Origin of the sequence: Janthinobacterium sp. SUN100 (assembly GCF_030397705.1) — a bacterium.
Classification (GTDB): Bacteria; Pseudomonadota; Gammaproteobacteria; order Burkholderiales; family Burkholderiaceae_D; genus Janthinobacterium; species Janthinobacterium kumbetense.
Genome location: NZ_JAPUBU010000002.1, coordinates 159,489 through 173,865 on the forward strand (window position 1 = coordinate 159,489; position 14,377 = coordinate 173,865).

Below are 14,377 nucleotides of genomic sequence, written 5' to 3' on the forward strand. Positions count from 1 at the left end.
TCCCATGCCAGACCTCGACCGCCTTCAGTTGTTCCCGCCCTCCAGCGCCGACCTTCCCGCTTTGCTGGCCTTCGAACTGGAAAACCGCGCGTATTTTGAAAACTGGGTTACGGCGCGCGCGCCGTCCTATTACCACCAGGAAGCCATCGCCGCCGCCATCGAACAGGCGCAGCGCGAACGCAAGCAAGACCAGGCTTACCAGTACCTCGCCAAGCTGGACGGGCAGATCATCGGCAGGGTCAACCTGACGGCCGTCACGCGTCCCTATTTCAACAAGGCGACGCTCGGCTACCGCATCGGCGAACGGTTCGGCGGACGCGGCTACGCCACGCGCGTGGTAGCCCTGCTGCTGGAAGAGGCTTTCGGCACACTGGAACTGTGGCGCCTGGAAGCGACGGCGCGGCCGCAAAACCTGGGCTCGGTCGCCGTCATGCAGCGCAACGGCTTTCACCAGTATGGCCGCTCGGAAAAAGCCATGCGCTTCCAGGATGCCTGGTCGGACTTGCTGTACTTTGAACGGCGCAAGGAACACGCGGGCGCCTAAAAAAACCGAGCAACCGCTCCATAAAGCAGGCAGCCCCTACCTGATGTTGTAAAATAGGCAAATATGGCGCGGCGTCGGCCATGTCGCCTGCCAGCCTTTCGCGCACGCGGATGCACTCACACTCAGGGAACAACATGCGCAATACAGACAAAAAAGCCTACCTCGTCGGCGGCGGCATCGGCTCGCTGGCCGCGGCCGCCTTCATGATACGCGACGGCGGCATGCAAGGCAGCAACATCACCATTTTCGAAGCGTCGCCCGTGACCGGTGGCAGCCTCGATGGCGGCGGCAATGCCGAAGATGGCTATACCCTGCGCGGCGGGCGCATGCTGACCACCGACAATTACGAGTGCACCTGGGACTTGTTCAAGAGCATCCCCTCGCTCGAGCATGCGGGCCAGAGCGTCTACGACGAAACCGTCGCCTTCAACGAACTGCACCTTCCCCACTCGCGCGCGCGGCTGGTCGACCGCAACCGTTTCAAGGTCGACGTCAGCAGCATGGGCTTTTCCATGCAGGACAGACTGGAACTGCTGAAGCTGACGGAAGCGGACGAAGACACGCTGGGCAGCAGCGCCATCACGGACTGGCTCTCGCCCGCATTCTTCGACACCCCGTTCTGGACCATGTGGGCCACCACGTTCGCCTTCCAGCCCTGGCACAGCGCCGTCGAGCTCAAGCGCTACCTGCACCGCTTCATGCTGGAGTTTTCGCGCATCGAAACCCTGGCCGGCGTCAAGCGCACCGTCTACAACCAGTACGATTCGCTGGTGCGCCCGCTGGTCGCCTGGCTGCAGGCGCAAGGCGTGAACCTCATCATGGATTGCACGGTGACCGATATCGAGGTGCAAGAATCCGATGGCCGCCTGAGCGCCACCGCCATTGCCTGCCAGCGCCGCGGCCTGGCCGACGTGGTCCCCGTCGCCGCGGGCGACCTGGTGTTTTTCCAGAATGCCTCGATGACGGATGCGTCCAGCTATGGCAGCATGCACCGCGCGCCCGCCAGGCGCACGAAGCACGACAGCCATGGCTGGCGCCTGTGGGAAAAGCTGGCCGAGGGACGCCCGCAACTGGGCCGTCCCGCCGCCTTCAACAGCAGCATCCCCGAATCGTACTGGGCCTCGTACACGGTCACCTTGAAGGACAGCGCCTTCTTTGACCGGATGGAGCAATTCACGGGCAACAGCGCGGGCACGGGCGGCCTCGTCACCTTCAAGGACAGCAACTGGCTCATGTCCATCGTGCTGGCGCACCAGCCCCATTTCGCCGGCCAGCCCGCGGGCGTGCAAGTATTCTGGGGCTATGCGCTGCACCCTGACCGCATCGGCAACTTCGTCGCCAAGCCCATGTCCGACTGCAGCGGCGAGGATATCCTGCGCGAGCTGTGCGGACACCTGAACTTCGACCTCGACATCATGGCCACGGCGAACTGCATTCCCTGCCGCATGCCGTACATCACCAGCATGTTCATGCCCCACGCGAAGAGCGACCGTCCCCTGCCCGTGCCGGCCAACTCCGTCAACCTGGCCTTCGTCAGCCAGTTCGTGGAAATCGCCGACGATGTCGTCTTCACCGTGGAATACTCGGTGCGCGCGGCGCAGACGGCCGTCTACCAGTTGCTGGGCGTGCAGCGCGCAGTGCCGCCCATCCACGCGCACGACAAGTCGCTGAAGGTCAAGCTGGACGCCGTCATCAAGGCGTTCAAATAGCCGCACTTTCCGGCATCAACGCCGTTTTCAGGCTATCGGCCGCGACTTTGTGGCAGCGCAAGGCACCGTGATAATGGACTGATAACGTCAAGGTTCGGGAATCTTATCTATCTTGCAAAGTCCAACATGAAAGTGCGGCTACGCCTGTTCGAACATGTGCTGCTGGTGCTGGCATTGGCCGTCGTCATCTTTGCCGCCGCCATCGTGCTGGCACGCATGACGCAGTGGGCGGAAGCGCAGGAATTGCCCGTCTACCTCGTGCAGGGCATGCACCTGGTGGGCAAGGTGCTGTTTTTCCTGGATGGCTGCATCGTCATCGCCGTCAGCAGCATTTTGGCCGCCCGGCTGTTCCGCCTGCTCACCAAGGAGGATTTATGAACGACCTTCACTACCTGTTCACGCTCCGGCATCCGCGCCGCTTCTGGTGCAGCGCCATCGCCATCGCCGTGGCCTCGGCCATCCTGCTGGGTCCCTGGCTCGACAGTATTCCCTGGCTGGTGGCGATCCCCTTCGTGGCCGGCGGCTTGCTGGTGGCGCTCGGCGAGCTGTGGGACGAGATGCACGGCAAGCGCCGGCGCAACGGCGACGACGACGCGCATGCGCCGTGCCGGCATCCCTGAGACAGGGTGATGCGTGCACGCAACAATGGTCACGCCATCGGCCGCGCCTGCGTTGATTTAAGACTGGCTTCAGCCTCGCCGTGCATCGTGATATGGCGCCAGCAGCAATGGCGCTTCCCTTCACCCTCACGGGCACTGCCCAGCAAAAGAGCCGACATGAGCACATGGATGCGCGCCAACAAAGGTTTTTTGATGTTCCTCCTGCTGTTCGGCGTGTTCCGCACGGCCGTGGCGGACTGGAATCCCATCCCGTCGGCGTCGATGCGCCCCAACCTGCTCGAAGGCGACGTGGTCTTCGTCAACCGCCTCGCCTTCAACCTGAAAGTGCCGCTCACCGATATCGTGCTGCAGCGCCTGGGCGAACCGCAGCGGGGCGACATCGTCACCTTTTCCTCGCCGAAAGACGGCACGCGCCTGATCAAGCGCATCATCGCCCTGCCCGGCGACACGGTGGAAATGCGCAATGAGCAGCTGGTCATCAATGGCCAGCCCGCCCAGTACACGGCGCTCGATACGGCCCCTGAAACCATCGCCCACGTGGGCCAGCTGACGGCGCAGCGCATCCGCGAACGCAACCAGACCGAGCAGCACCGCATCCAGGTCTTGCCGCAAATCGCGGGCGCGGCGCGCAGCTTTGCCCCCGTGACGGTGCCAACCGACCATTTCCTCATGCTGGGCGATAACCGCGACAACAGCGCCGATTCGCGCTACTTCGGCTTCGTGCCGCGCGCGTTGCTGATCGGCAAGGCCGAGCGCATCCTCGTGTCGGCCAATATCCAGGAGCATTGGCAGCCGCGGCTGCAGCGCTTCGGCATGAAGCTGGAATAAACCTCCCTCCTGCAACGGCGCCATGCTTTTCGGTTAGCATGGCGCATCATGCAAAATTTTCCATCAGCCAGCCTGCGGTCCGCCAGCGACGATCTTGCCCTCGATCAGCTGGCACAGTTCCTGCGGCGCCATCCCGACGTGCTGCTGCTGACGGGCGCCGGCATCAGCACGGCGTCGGGCATACCCGATTACCGCGACACGGAAGGTGTCCGGCGCGGCAATGCGCCCGTGCAAGGCCCCGATTTTCGCCGCCAGGAAGCCGTGCGCCGCCGCTACTGGGCGCGCAGCATGGTCGGTTGGCCAACCCTGGCGCGCGCCGTGCCGAATCCCGGCCACCTGGCCATCGCGCAACTGGCCCGGCGCGGGAGAATAGGCGGCCTGGTCACGCAAAACGTGGATGGACTGCATCAGCAAGCGGGCAGTACCGCCGTCACGGAGTTGCACGGCAGCATACATGGCGTGGTCTGTCTCGATTGCCGGGCTACCCACACGCGCCGCCTGATCCAGGATCAGCTCGAACACAACAATCCGCAGCTGCTGGGCGCCACGGCCACGCCGGCGCCCGATGGCGACGCCTTGCTGGAGCCGTCGCAGCTGGCCACCTTCCACCTGCCCGTCTGTCCCCGCTGCGGCGGCACCCTGCAGCCCGACGTGGTGTTTTTCGGCGATGGCGTACCCGCCGCCTGCGCGGCTGAAGCCGAGCGCAAAATGATGGAAGCTGGCGCCCTGCTGGTGGTGGGCTCGTCCGTCATGGTGTATTCCAGCTTTCGCCTGTGCCGCATGGCAGCCGAAACGGGCAAGCCCGTGGCCGCCATCAACCTGGGCAAGACGCGCGCCGACCATTTGCTGGCCTTCAAGACGGAAGCGCCGGCACAGGACATCTTGCCTGCATTAACGGCCATGCTGGACTGATCCCGCCTCTGCGGTGCGTTACTCTCGCTATACTGTGAGATTAACGAGGAGAATTCATGCTGGAACTGTTGAGTGAACACGCCTGTTTTGGCGGAGTACAACGCTTTTATCGCCACGACGCGCAAGCCATCGGCTTGCCCATGCGTTTCTCGGCCTTCATTCCCGACATGGCGCCAGGCGCCGCAGTCAGCACCAAGCGCCCCGCCCTGTTTTACCTGGCTGGTCTGACTTGCACGGAAGAAACGTTCATGATCAAGGGCGGCGCGCAGCGCGTGGCGGCCGAGGAAGGCTTGATCCTGATCGCCCCCGACACCAGCCCCCGCGGCGCGAACATCGCGGGCGAGAGCGAATCCTGGGATTTCGGCGTGGGTGCCGGCTTTTACGTGGACGCCACCGAGGCGCCATGGAGCAGCCACTACCGCATGTACAGCTACATCCTGGAATTGCGTGCCTTGCTGGAGCAGGAACTGGTGATCGACGCGCAGCGCACGGGCATTTTCGGCCACTCGATGGGCGGCCATGGCGCGCTGGTGCTGGCCTTGCGCAATCCGGCACTGTTCCGCTCCGTTTCCGCCTTCGCCCCCATCGCCGCACCGAGCCAATGTCCGTGGGGCAAGAAAGCGTTCACGGGCTACCTGGGCAGCGACGAGGCCAGCTGGCAGCAATACGACGCCAGCGCGCTGATGCGCGGCCTGCAGGGCCAGCCGCCGCTGTTCCCCGAAGGCATCTTGATCGACCAGGGCCTGGCCGACAAGTTCCTGCCCGAGCAACTGTGCCCCGAGGTGTTCGAAGCGGCGTGCCGGGACGCCGGCCAGCCTTTGCAGCTGCGCCGCCATGCCGGCTATGACCACGGCTATTACTTCATCGCCAGCTTCATGGAAGAGCACGTGCGCTTCCATGCGAGGAACTTGCGCGCCGCCTGAGCCGCTGCGCTACTGCGCCGTGCTGGTATGCCCGTTGAAATGGCGCGTGTACCAGTCCGTGGCCAGCAAGGCGGCCTGGTGGCGCGTGTCGGGGCCGCCAGGGGCGGCGATCTGTTCCAGTTGTTTGTCGCAGCGCAAGGTGGCGAACGCCATGCGGTTCAGGCCAGCCACGTCGGGGTCGCGCCCGCCCACGATCAGCAGGGACGGCACGCGCACATTTTCCAGCGCCGCCTTGCCGGCCATTTCCACCTGGCCATCGCACACGGCCAGCGCGGCGATTTCCGCGCTGCGCCAGGCCGCCAGCTGCATCACGACGGCCGCGCTGGTGCCATAGCCATACAGGCCGCAGGGCAAGCGCCGCGTGGACGGGTCGAGCTGCAGCCAGCCCAGGGCTTTTTCCAGCTGGCGCGCCAGCAGCACGATATCGCTGCGCACGAAATACGCGTGGCCATTGCTGCCGCCGCCAGGCTCGACACCGCCCTGGTCGAAGCGCAGGGTGGCGATGCCCGCCCGCAAAAAATCCTGGGAAGTGGCGTGGCTGGAAGCGCCCAGATAGTCGCTGTCGGCGCCTGCGCCGTGGGCAAACAGGACGATGCCCACCGGCCGTTCGGGCATTTCAAGCACGCCATCCATTTGAAGTTCATCGGCCGTAATGCTGACAAATTGTTCTTGCATGGTTGCCTCCGCAATCGAGCTGGGATCAAGCTAAAGCTGAAGTCAAGCTGTACGCTGATTTTACGCTGATCTTGCCGGGCCGGGGACAGCCTGCGTGCCCCGGGCGGCTAACTTCAGTGTAGCAGCCCGCGGCCATTCCTGCGCAGCCGTTCGCGCATCGTCACCGGCAAGGCAGGACTATACGGCGCCGTGCCGATCCAGCCCCTTCAGCACGGCTTCCGGGCGGATCGGCAAATGCCGCACGCGCGACGCCACGGCGGCGAAGATGGCGTTGCCGATGGCCGGCGCCACGGCCGTCGTGGGCGGTTCGCCCATGCCCGTCGCCGTATGCGTGCTGGCAACGAATTCGATGTCGAGCTCGGGCACGTCGGCCATGCGCAGGGGCGTGTAGGTATTCAGGTTGGTATCCTTCACTTCGCCGTTCAGGAAAGCCGTGCCCTCATGCAAGGCCATGCTCACGCCCCACAGGGCGCCCCCTTCCGCCTGCGCCAGCGCGCCATCGGGGTCGACGATGCTGCCCGCATCGATCACCATGAACAATTTTTCGACTTTCACCATGCAAGTGCTGCGGTCCACCTTGACCCGGGCGACGCACGCCGTCCAGGTGGGCATGTCGCGTTCCTGGCCGAACGTGGCGGCGATGCCCAGGCCCGTGTCGGGCGGCATGGCCTTGCCCCAGCCCGCCTTGTCCGCCACACGCTGCAGCACGTGGGCCAGGCGCGCGGCGCCGCCGACGGCGTTCGGCGCGCTGCCCCCATTGCGGCCCGACGCCTGCAGCAAGGACAGGCGGAACGCCAGCGGATCGACCTTGGCCGCCTGCGCCGCCTCATCCATGAAACTTTCCACAGCCCAATTCGTCCAGCCGGGCCCCACGGAGCGCAGCCAGCCGGGACGGAAACTGCTGTTGGCCAGGTCGTTCGACACGGCCCGCACGCGCTGCGCGCCCACCGCATACCAGTGGTCGGCGCCGGCGATGGCGAACGGGTCATACGGATGGCCCTGCTTATCCTTGGCCAGGAAGGCGGGGATCATCGCTTGCGTGGGCCAGCCCGCGCTGGCCTCGTGCACCATCGACGACACCTTGCCCGCGTCGTCGAACGCCATGCGCACATGCTGCACGGACGGCGAACGGGGCGAATCGAAACGGGCATCGTCGGCCCGCGTGCAAATCATCTTGACGGGGCGCCCCACGGCTTGCGCCGCCAGCGCGGCCGGCACGCAATAATCGCCATTCAGACGCCGCCCGAAACCGCCGCCCAGCAGATAGGTGTGCAGCATGACCTTGCTCTCCGGCACCTTCAGCGCCTGCGCCAGCACGGGCAGGATCAACGATTGCCACTGGTTGCCTGCATGAATGTGCCAGACGCCGTCGATTTCCTGCGCCAGGGCATTCACGGGTTCCAGCTGGAAATGCAGCACGGTGCTGGTCGTGTAGTGGCGCTCCAGTTGCAGGCTGGCATCCTTGAACGCTTGCTCCACGCCATCATCATCGACCACGCGGGCGCCCAGGCTGGCATCGGCCAGCTGCTTGGTGGCGTAGTTGAGGATATCCTGCTCCGCCACGTGGGCCGCCGGGCCGGCCCGCCATTTCACTTGCACCAGCTCGGCCGCGCGCATGGCGGCCGCATACGTTTCGGCCACCACCATGACCCAGCCGGGCACCGTGCCGCTGGGGTCTTGCAAGGCAAACGAACGCAGGTAGCCCTTGACCTTTTTCGCGGCCGCATCGTCGATGGACACCACTTTCGCGCCGTAGCGCGTGGGCGGAATCTTCGGGCGCGCATACAGCATGCCCTCGACCTGCGCATCGATGCCGTACACGGCCGCGCCATTGATTTTCGCGGGAATGTCCAGCGCCTGCACGTGCTGGCCGATCAGGCTGCGCTGCTGCGGCGTTTTCAGCACGATGGCTTTCAATTGTTCCGGCGTGTACTGGCGCGCCAGCTTGCCACGGCGCACAATGTCGCCATAGCTGATCGACCTTCCCCGGCCATGCACGACGCCCAGCCTGGCGTGGCAGGCGGACACGGGCACGCGCAGCAGGCGCGCGCCCTCCTCGACCAGCGCCAGGCGCCCGGCCGCGCCGGCACGGCTGAGCGGGTCGAAATTCTGCCAGACGGACCAGCTGCCGCCCGTCACCATCAAGCCCCATTTCGGGTCCGTGTCCACATAATGCAGGCGTACCTTGCTCCAGTCCGCTTCCAGCTCTTCGGCGACGATGCGCGCCAGGGCCGTACCGATATGCTGGCCCATTTCCGCCTTGGCGATATTGACGGTGATCATGCCATCGCGGCCGATCTGGAACCAGATGCTGGGGTCGAACACGGGCGCGGCCGGCTTGGCGGGCGGCACGCGTGCCACCTTGCTGTCGGCCAGGGAACTGTCGGCGCGCAGGAAGGCCAAAGTAAACCCCGTGCCGGCGGCGGCGATCAGGAAACCGCGCCGGCCCAGCGAGCTGGGACGGGCGGCAGAATTTTCTTTCGGCAACTTAAACACCGGGCGCCTCCTGCATGCCGGCCGCCAGCTTGATGGCCTTGCGGATGCGCACATACGCCATGCAGCGGCACAGGTTGCCGCTCATGACGGCATCGATATTCGCATCCGTCGGTTGCGGATAATCTTTCAACAAGGTGGCCGCCTGCATGATCTGGCCCGACTGGCAATAGCCGCACTGGGGCGCCTGCGTGGCCAGCCACGCCCGCTGCAAAGGATGCGTGCCATCGGGCGAGAGGCCTTCGATAGTGGTGATGGCGCAGCCGGCCACGGCGGCAATCGGCGTGATGCACGAACGCATGGCGCGGCCATCCACGTGCACGGTGCAGGCGCCGCACATGCCGATGCCGCAGCCAAACTTCGTACCCTTCAAGTTGACTTCATCGCGCAGCACCCACAGCAGGGGCGTTTCGGCGTCGGTCTCGGTGCCGAAGGGCTGGCCATTCACGGTAATGTTATACATAAAAAACTTTCAAGAGTTACTTGCCGGCGCGCGTGCGCGCCACGGCCGCTTCCAGGTTCGTCCAGGCCGGCTGGTGGCTGCGGCTGCGGCGCAGATAGGCGGCCAGCTGGGCCACGTCATTGTCCGTCAGCGAGGCGGCAAAGCCGGGCATCAGCACGCCGGGCATGGCCGCATCCTTGCTGATGCCGTGCAATATCACCTGGATCAGGTTGGCGGGATCGGGCGCGCTGACGGCGCTGTTCAGGCTCAGCTCCGGACGCAGGGCCACGGGCCGGCCATCGCTGTTCGAGTGGCACGACGCGCAGGCGGCCACGTACAGGCTGGCGCCACGGTCGTTGTCGACCAGGCTGACCCTCTGCGAGCGGACGATGCCGGCCTTGACCACGGCATCCGTATCGACCTGGCGTTGTTCAGCGCCGGCCACGCCGGCAAAATATACGGACAGCGCGCGGATATCGCTATCGGGCGAGGCGCCCATGCCTTCGTGCACGACGGCCGACATGGGTCCTGCCGCCACGCCGTGCAGGGCCGTCGCCCCCGTGCGCAGGAAGGCGTACAGCTCGTCCTGCGTCCATGGCAAGGGGGCCGTGTTGGCGCTGGTCAAGGCCGGCGCATACCAGTGGTCGATGGCCGAGCCCAGATAGGGCGAACCGGCCAGCTCGGCGCCCAGCGCATTGCGCGGCGTGTGGCAGGCGGCGCAATGGGCCAGGCCTTCGGCCAGGTAGCGGCCCCGGTTCCAGTCCAGTCCTTGCGCAGGATCAAGCTGGAATGTCGCTGGCTTGAAAAACAGCAACTTCCAGCCCGCCTGTAGCGGCCGCAAGTTCAGGGGAAACGGCACGGTATTGACGGGCGCCACCGCATATACGGGCGGGCGCGTCATGAAATACGCGTACAAGGCCGTCAGGTCAGCCTCCGAGACAAGGTTGAAATGCGTGTACGGAAAGACGGGATACAAATGGGCGCCATCGCGGCCCACGCCTTCGCGCATGGCCCGCTGGAAGGCGGCCAGCGACCAGCGGCCGATGCCCGTTTGCCGGTCAGGCGTGATATTCGTCGCGTAGATCGTGCCGAACGGCGTGGCGAGGCCGTGCCCGCCCGCGTAATCGGCGCCGTCCCTGGCCGTATGGCAGGCGGCGCAATTGCCCATGCCCGCCAGGATGCGGCCCCGCTCCACCACTTGCTGGGAAAATGCCGTGGCGGCAGGCGGATCGATGGGCGCCAGCGCGGGGCGCCAGTAATACAGATACGCGGCCAGGGCCGCCACGATGAGCAATGCCAGCGACAACAGCAGGCCGGTGAAGATTTTCTTGAGCAAAACAGGAACCAGTGAAAAGTAAAGGCCAGGGTGTAAGCAAGGCGCACGGGCCGCCGGCCAACGGCGGCGGCAACAGGGCCACGGTGACAATCTTACCGCGATTGTGACTTGTTGTATGTACGCAATGACACGCAGGCAACGCCGCAGGCGGGCTGCGCCTTATAATCAGCGTTTCAGCACGCCGCCGCTCCTTCATGCATACCGTTACCATCATCCTCATCCTCGTCCTGACCGTCGTCCTGTGCGGCTTTCTCGCCCGCTCGCGCTGGGTCAAGCTGCCGCTGCCCCTGATCCAGATCGCCGGCGGCACGGGTTTGGCCTTGTTTGGCGTGCAAGTGCCGCTCGATCCCGACATTTTCTTCCTGCTCTTCATCCCGCCGCTGCTGTTTCTCGACGGCTGGCGCATCCCCAAGGGCGCCTTCTTTTCCGACGCGCGCTCGATCCTGATGCTGGCTATCGGCCTGGTGCTGTTTACCGTGCTGGGCATGGGCTTTTTCATCGACTGGCTCATCCCCAGCGTGCCGCTGGCCGTCGCCTTCGCGCTGGGCGCCATCCTCTCGCCGACGGACCCCGTGGCGGTCTCGGCGATCGCCGCCGGCAACCCCATCCCGCCGCGCCTGATGCACATCCTCGAAGGCGAATCGCTGCTGAACGACGCTTCGGGCCTGGTCTGCTTCACGTTTGCCGTAGGCGCCATGATGACGGGCGGCTTTTCCATCGGCGCCGCCTCGCTGAGTTTCCTGCAGGAAGCGGGCGGCGGCATCGTCATCGGCCTGGCCATCTCGTGGGGCGTGGGCCTGGCGAATAAATGGCTGGTGAGCAAGGTGGGCGAAGAGCCGGGCCTGCAAATCCTCATCAGCATACTGATCCCGTTCGCCGCCTACCTGGGCGCCGAGCAAATCCACGGTTCCGGCATCCTGGCCGCCGCCACGGCGGGCGTGTCCATGCATTATGCCGACCTGATCGGCCGCCCGCTGGCCGCCACGCGCACCCAGCGCAAGGCCGTGTGGGATACCGTGCAACTGGTCTTGAACGGCGTGATCTTCGTCATGCTGGGCGCGCAACTGCCCGCCACCGTGGCCGGCTTGCCGGCCGCCTCCGCCGAAATCGGCGCCGGCAGCGCCTGGAAGCTGCCCCTGTTCGTCATCGCCATCACGGTGGGGCTGACCTTCATGCGTTTCCTCTGGGTCTTCATTTCCATGAAACTGACCCTGTTCAAGCACCACAAGAAAATCGCGGGCGAACCGAAGGACGCGGCGCTGCTGGCGCGCCCCAGCCTGCGCCTGCTGCTGGTGGCGTCGTTCGCGGGCGTGCGCGGCGCGCTGACCCTGGCCGGCATCCTGACCCTGCCCCTGTTCTTGCCCGATGGCAATCGTTTCCCGGCGCGCGACCTCGTCATCTTCCTGGCCATGGGCGTGATCCTGCTGTCGCTGCTGCTGGCCAGCGTCACCCTGCCCCTGCTGACCAAGGGCCTGGTGTTCGCGCCGCCCGCGCGCCGTTCGACGGAAGAGCGCAATGCCCGCGCCGCAGCCGCCGAAGCGGCCATCGCGCGGCTGGAAAAAGTGTGCGAAGGCATCGACAAGAATGACAAGCAGCAAGTCGTCACGGAAGCGGCCAACCGCCTGATCGAAGCCTACCGGCGCCGCCTCGCGTATGGCGAAAGCAGCAACGACGAGGCGATGCGCTTGCAGGAACTGGCCAAGGCCGAGCGCGCGCTGCGCCTGGAAGGGCTGAATGCGGAGCGCGATGAACTGTTCCGCCGCCGCATTTCGGGCGAACTGGACGACACCATCCATTTGCGCCTGCTGCGCGAAATCGACTTGCTGGAAGCGACACTGGAAGAATAGCAACACTCTGGCGTGCCACGGCAGTGTTGACAAGTAATTCTCATGGTAAAGAATGCAAGTTTTCACATTCGTGTTTATAATGCAAGGTTGTATGGCGTAGCGCCGTGATTTACTTTCAACCGGGACTTCCGTAGAGTCTGTGTTGCTGAGTAACAGTATAAGTAGCCACCCGACCCGAATAAAGACACCGACGCCGTGCCCTCCTCCCCCCGCCACCGGCAGCGCTCCGCGCCGCCAGCCCTGTTCGCTGTCGTGCTGCTGGCTTCGCTGCTCGCCGGCACCGCGCTGGCGCCGTGTGCGGCATGGGCGCAAGCGGGCGCGGCGGCCGACGCCAGGCGTCCCGCCGAGGTGGCCCAGGTCCTGTTTGGCATCGTCAGCTATGTGCGCTGGCCCGTGGCGCGCCAGGAAGTGCGCGTCTGCATGGTCGGTGCGCCCCGCTATGGCGCGGCCATCGTCGATACGCCCGCCTCCAGCCTGGGCCAGCGCATCCGCGTGAAAATCCCGGCGCTGGCAAGCGCGGCCAGCGAATGCGACGTCGTCTACCTGGGCAGCCTGCCCGAGGGCGAGCGCGAGCACTTGCTGGCGCAGCTCATCGGCAAGCCGATTTTATCGGTCGCCGAACCCGGCACGTCCTGCACCGTGGGCACCATGTTTTGCCTGCGCCTGAACGAGGCGCAGATCGGCTTTGACGTCAACCTCGACGCCATCGCCCGCAGCGGCCTGCGCGTGCATCCGAACGCCTTGCAAATTGCACGTCGCAAGGGACCGCCGCCATGAGCGCCCGCATGAGCACCAAGCCTGCCCGCACGCCCCGCCCCACGCTCGACAGCGTGCTGCGGCGCGCCCACCTGAGCGTGTCGCTGATCGCCGTGCTGGCGGCTGGCCTGACCCTGACGGCCGTGGCGCTGCTGGCCCTGCGCGTGTATTCGGACCAGAACCTGCGCCTGGTGGCCCGCTCGATGAGCTACACGGTGGAAGGGGCCGTCGTCTTTGGCGACTCCCAGGCCGCCAGGGAAGCGCTGGCCTTGATCGGCGTCAATGAAGATATTGACCAGGCGCAGGTGAGCGACACGGCCGGCAAGGTGCTGGCCCGCTGGGAACGTGGGCAACATGGCACGCGCTACTACATCGAACGCGCGCTGACGGGCTGGATGCTGCCCGATTCGCTGACCTTCCCCATCACGCGCAATGACCAGGCCATCGGCAACATCACCCTGGTGCCGCACAGCCGCAGCCTGCTGCCCTTCCTGCTCAGTGGCCTGGCCTGCCTGCTCGCCTGCCTGGTGCTCAGCCTGGCCGTCGCCGTGCGCCTGTCGCGCCGCATGGAAACGGAAATCACTTCGCCCCTGCGCCACTTGGCGGAAACGGCCCACCGCGTGCGGCGCGACCGCTCGTTCGAACTGCGCGTGCCGCCAGCCAATATTGCCGAGTTGAACCAGATCAATGACGACTTCAACGCCCTGCTCGACGAACTGGAAGCATGGCAGAGCCATCTGCAAAAGGAAAACGCCTCGCTGTCGCACCGCGCCAACCACGACAGCCTGACGGGCCTGTCGAACCGCGCCTTCATGGAAGCGGAGCTGGAACGCGCCATCCTCGAAGCGCGGGTCGGCAACGGCAAGGTGGCCGTGCTGTTCCTCGACAGCGACCGCTTCAAATACATCAACGATACCTTCGGCCATGCCTCGGGCGACCGGGTGCTGGTGACGATCGCCGCGCGCATCAAGCAGCAATTGCGCGAGGGCGACCTGGTGGCGCGCCTGGGCGGCGACGAATTCGCCATCCTGCTCAAGCCGCTGCGCAACAGCAGCGACGCCATGCACATCGCCGACAACATCATCGCCGCCATGGCGCAAGCCATTGAACTGCCCACTGGCAACAGTATCGTCAGCTCGCTGACCATCGGCGTGGCCGTCTTCCCCGACCACGCCATCGACGCCGTCTCGCTGGTGGGCGCGGCGGATGAAGCCATGTACCGCGCCAAGCAGGCGCAGCGCGGCACGCGCCAGGTGGCGCGCCTGCCGCAACCCCATATTCACCCCTGAACC

The 14,377-nt window shown here is 65.5% G+C and carries 14 protein-coding genes; 10 read left to right on the forward strand and 4 right to left on the reverse strand.

What is annotated here, in order from left to right:
* Positions 1-4: 4 nt before the first annotated feature.
* The 7 genes from O0881_RS12955 (at position 5) to fghA (ending at position 5,536) form a co-directional block, all read left to right on the forward strand.
* The gene (locus tag O0881_RS12955) at positions 5-544 is read left to right on the forward strand and encodes a GNAT family protein (protein ID WP_289911608.1); all 540 of its coding nucleotides are present in this window, start codon (positions 5-7) and stop codon (positions 542-544) included.
* Positions 545-654: 110 nt separating this feature from the next.
* A complete protein-coding gene (locus O0881_RS12960) occupies positions 655-2,253 on the forward strand; it encodes an oleate hydratase (protein WP_289911609.1) in 1,599 nt (532 codons plus the stop codon).
* A 126-nt stretch (positions 2,254-2,379) separates the two neighbouring features.
* Positions 2,380-2,631, forward strand: coding sequence for a hypothetical protein (locus tag O0881_RS12965; RefSeq protein ID WP_289905532.1), 252 nt, complete (start codon positions 2,380-2,382; stop codon positions 2,629-2,631).
* On the forward strand, positions 2,628-2,873 hold the full coding sequence (locus O0881_RS12970; RefSeq protein WP_289911611.1) for a hypothetical protein: 246 nt from the start codon (positions 2,628-2,630) through the stop codon (positions 2,871-2,873). Before O0881_RS12965 ends, O0881_RS12970 begins: the two co-directional genes overlap by 4 nt.
* Positions 2,874-3,029: 156 nt before the next feature.
* Entirely contained in the window at positions 3,030-3,701 is a 672-nt protein-coding gene (lepB, locus tag O0881_RS12975) for a signal peptidase I (RefSeq protein ID WP_289911613.1), read from the forward strand.
* A gap of 48 nt (positions 3,702-3,749) precedes the next feature.
* Positions 3,750-4,613, forward strand: a complete 864-nt coding sequence (locus O0881_RS12980) for an NAD-dependent protein deacetylase (protein WP_289911615.1) — start codon at positions 3,750-3,752, stop codon at positions 4,611-4,613.
* 56 nt (positions 4,614-4,669) lie between these two features.
* The gene (fghA, locus tag O0881_RS12985) at positions 4,670-5,536 is read left to right on the forward strand and encodes an S-formylglutathione hydrolase (protein ID WP_289911616.1); all 867 of its coding nucleotides are present in this window, start codon (positions 4,670-4,672) and stop codon (positions 5,534-5,536) included.
* Between the two features lie 9 nt (positions 5,537-5,545).
* Here fghA and O0881_RS12990 read toward each other — a convergent pair whose 3' ends face one another.
* The 4 genes from O0881_RS12990 to O0881_RS13005 all read right to left on the reverse strand — a co-directional run bounded on the left by O0881_RS12990 (position 5,546) and on the right by O0881_RS13005 (position 10,482).
* The gene (locus tag O0881_RS12990) at positions 5,546-6,211 is read right to left on the reverse strand and encodes a hypothetical protein (protein WP_077402643.1); all 666 of its coding nucleotides are present in this window, start codon (positions 6,209-6,211) and stop codon (positions 5,546-5,548) included.
* A 177-nt stretch (positions 6,212-6,388) separates the two neighbouring features.
* A complete protein-coding gene (locus O0881_RS12995) occupies positions 6,389-8,707 on the reverse strand; it encodes a molybdopterin cofactor-binding domain-containing protein (RefSeq protein WP_289911617.1) in 2,319 nt (772 codons plus the stop codon).
* Positions 8,700-9,167, reverse strand: coding sequence for a (2Fe-2S)-binding protein (locus O0881_RS13000; RefSeq protein WP_034782880.1), 468 nt, complete (start codon positions 9,165-9,167; stop codon positions 8,700-8,702). The genes O0881_RS12995 and O0881_RS13000 overlap by 8 nt, the downstream gene beginning before the upstream one ends.
* Positions 9,168-9,183: 16 nt before the next feature.
* The gene (locus O0881_RS13005; RefSeq protein ID WP_289911618.1) at positions 9,184-10,482 is read right to left on the reverse strand and encodes a cytochrome c; all 1,299 of its coding nucleotides are present in this window, start codon (positions 10,480-10,482) and stop codon (positions 9,184-9,186) included.
* A gap of 194 nt (positions 10,483-10,676) precedes the next feature.
* Here O0881_RS13005 and O0881_RS13010 point away from each other — a divergent pair, with 194 nt between their 5' ends.
* From O0881_RS13010 to O0881_RS13020, 3 genes are all read left to right on the forward strand, one after another.
* Positions 10,677-12,329 (forward strand): Na+/H+ antiporter, encoded by a 1,653-nt coding sequence (locus tag O0881_RS13010; protein ID WP_289911619.1) that lies wholly within the window; start codon positions 10,677-10,679, stop codon positions 12,327-12,329.
* Positions 12,330-12,524: 195 nt separating this feature from the next.
* Positions 12,525-13,106: a YfiR family protein gene (locus O0881_RS13015; protein ID WP_289898996.1), complete on the forward strand. Its 582-nt coding sequence runs from the start codon at positions 12,525-12,527 to the stop codon at positions 13,104-13,106.
* 8 nt (positions 13,107-13,114) lie between these two features.
* Positions 13,115-14,374 carry a diguanylate cyclase gene (locus O0881_RS13020; protein ID WP_251351178.1) on the forward strand — a complete coding sequence of 420 codons (1,260 nt, stop codon included), beginning with the start codon at positions 13,115-13,117 and terminating at the stop codon, positions 14,372-14,374.
* Positions 14,375-14,377: the final 3 nt, after the last annotated feature.

Coding starts and splice junctions, on each gene's coding strand:
- O0881_RS12990 (WP_077402643.1), bottom strand. CDS start 6,211: ATGCAAGAACAATTTGTCAGCATTACGGCCGATGAACTTCAAATGGAT.
- O0881_RS12965 (WP_289905532.1), top strand. CDS start 2,380: ATGAAAGTGCGGCTACGCCTGTTCGAACATGTGCTGCTGGTGCTGGCA.
- O0881_RS12980 (WP_289911615.1), top strand. CDS start 3,750: ATGCAAAATTTTCCATCAGCCAGCCTGCGGTCCGCCAGCGACGATCTT.
- O0881_RS12970 (WP_289911611.1), top strand. CDS start 2,628: ATGAACGACCTTCACTACCTGTTCACGCTCCGGCATCCGCGCCGCTTC.
- O0881_RS12955 (WP_289911608.1), top strand. CDS start 5: ATGCCAGACCTCGACCGCCTTCAGTTGTTCCCGCCCTCCAGCGCCGAC.
- O0881_RS12960 (WP_289911609.1), top strand. CDS start 655: ATGCACTCACACTCAGGGAACAACATGCGCAATACAGACAAAAAAGCC.
- O0881_RS13020 (WP_251351178.1), top strand. CDS start 13,115: ATGAGCACCAAGCCTGCCCGCACGCCCCGCCCCACGCTCGACAGCGTG.
- O0881_RS13010 (WP_289911619.1), top strand. CDS start 10,677: ATGCATACCGTTACCATCATCCTCATCCTCGTCCTGACCGTCGTCCTG.
- fghA (WP_289911616.1), top strand. CDS start 4,670: ATGCTGGAACTGTTGAGTGAACACGCCTGTTTTGGCGGAGTACAACGC.
- O0881_RS13000 (WP_034782880.1), bottom strand. CDS start 9,167: ATGTATAACATTACCGTGAATGGCCAGCCCTTCGGCACCGAGACCGAC.
- lepB (WP_289911613.1), top strand. CDS start 3,030: ATGAGCACATGGATGCGCGCCAACAAAGGTTTTTTGATGTTCCTCCTG.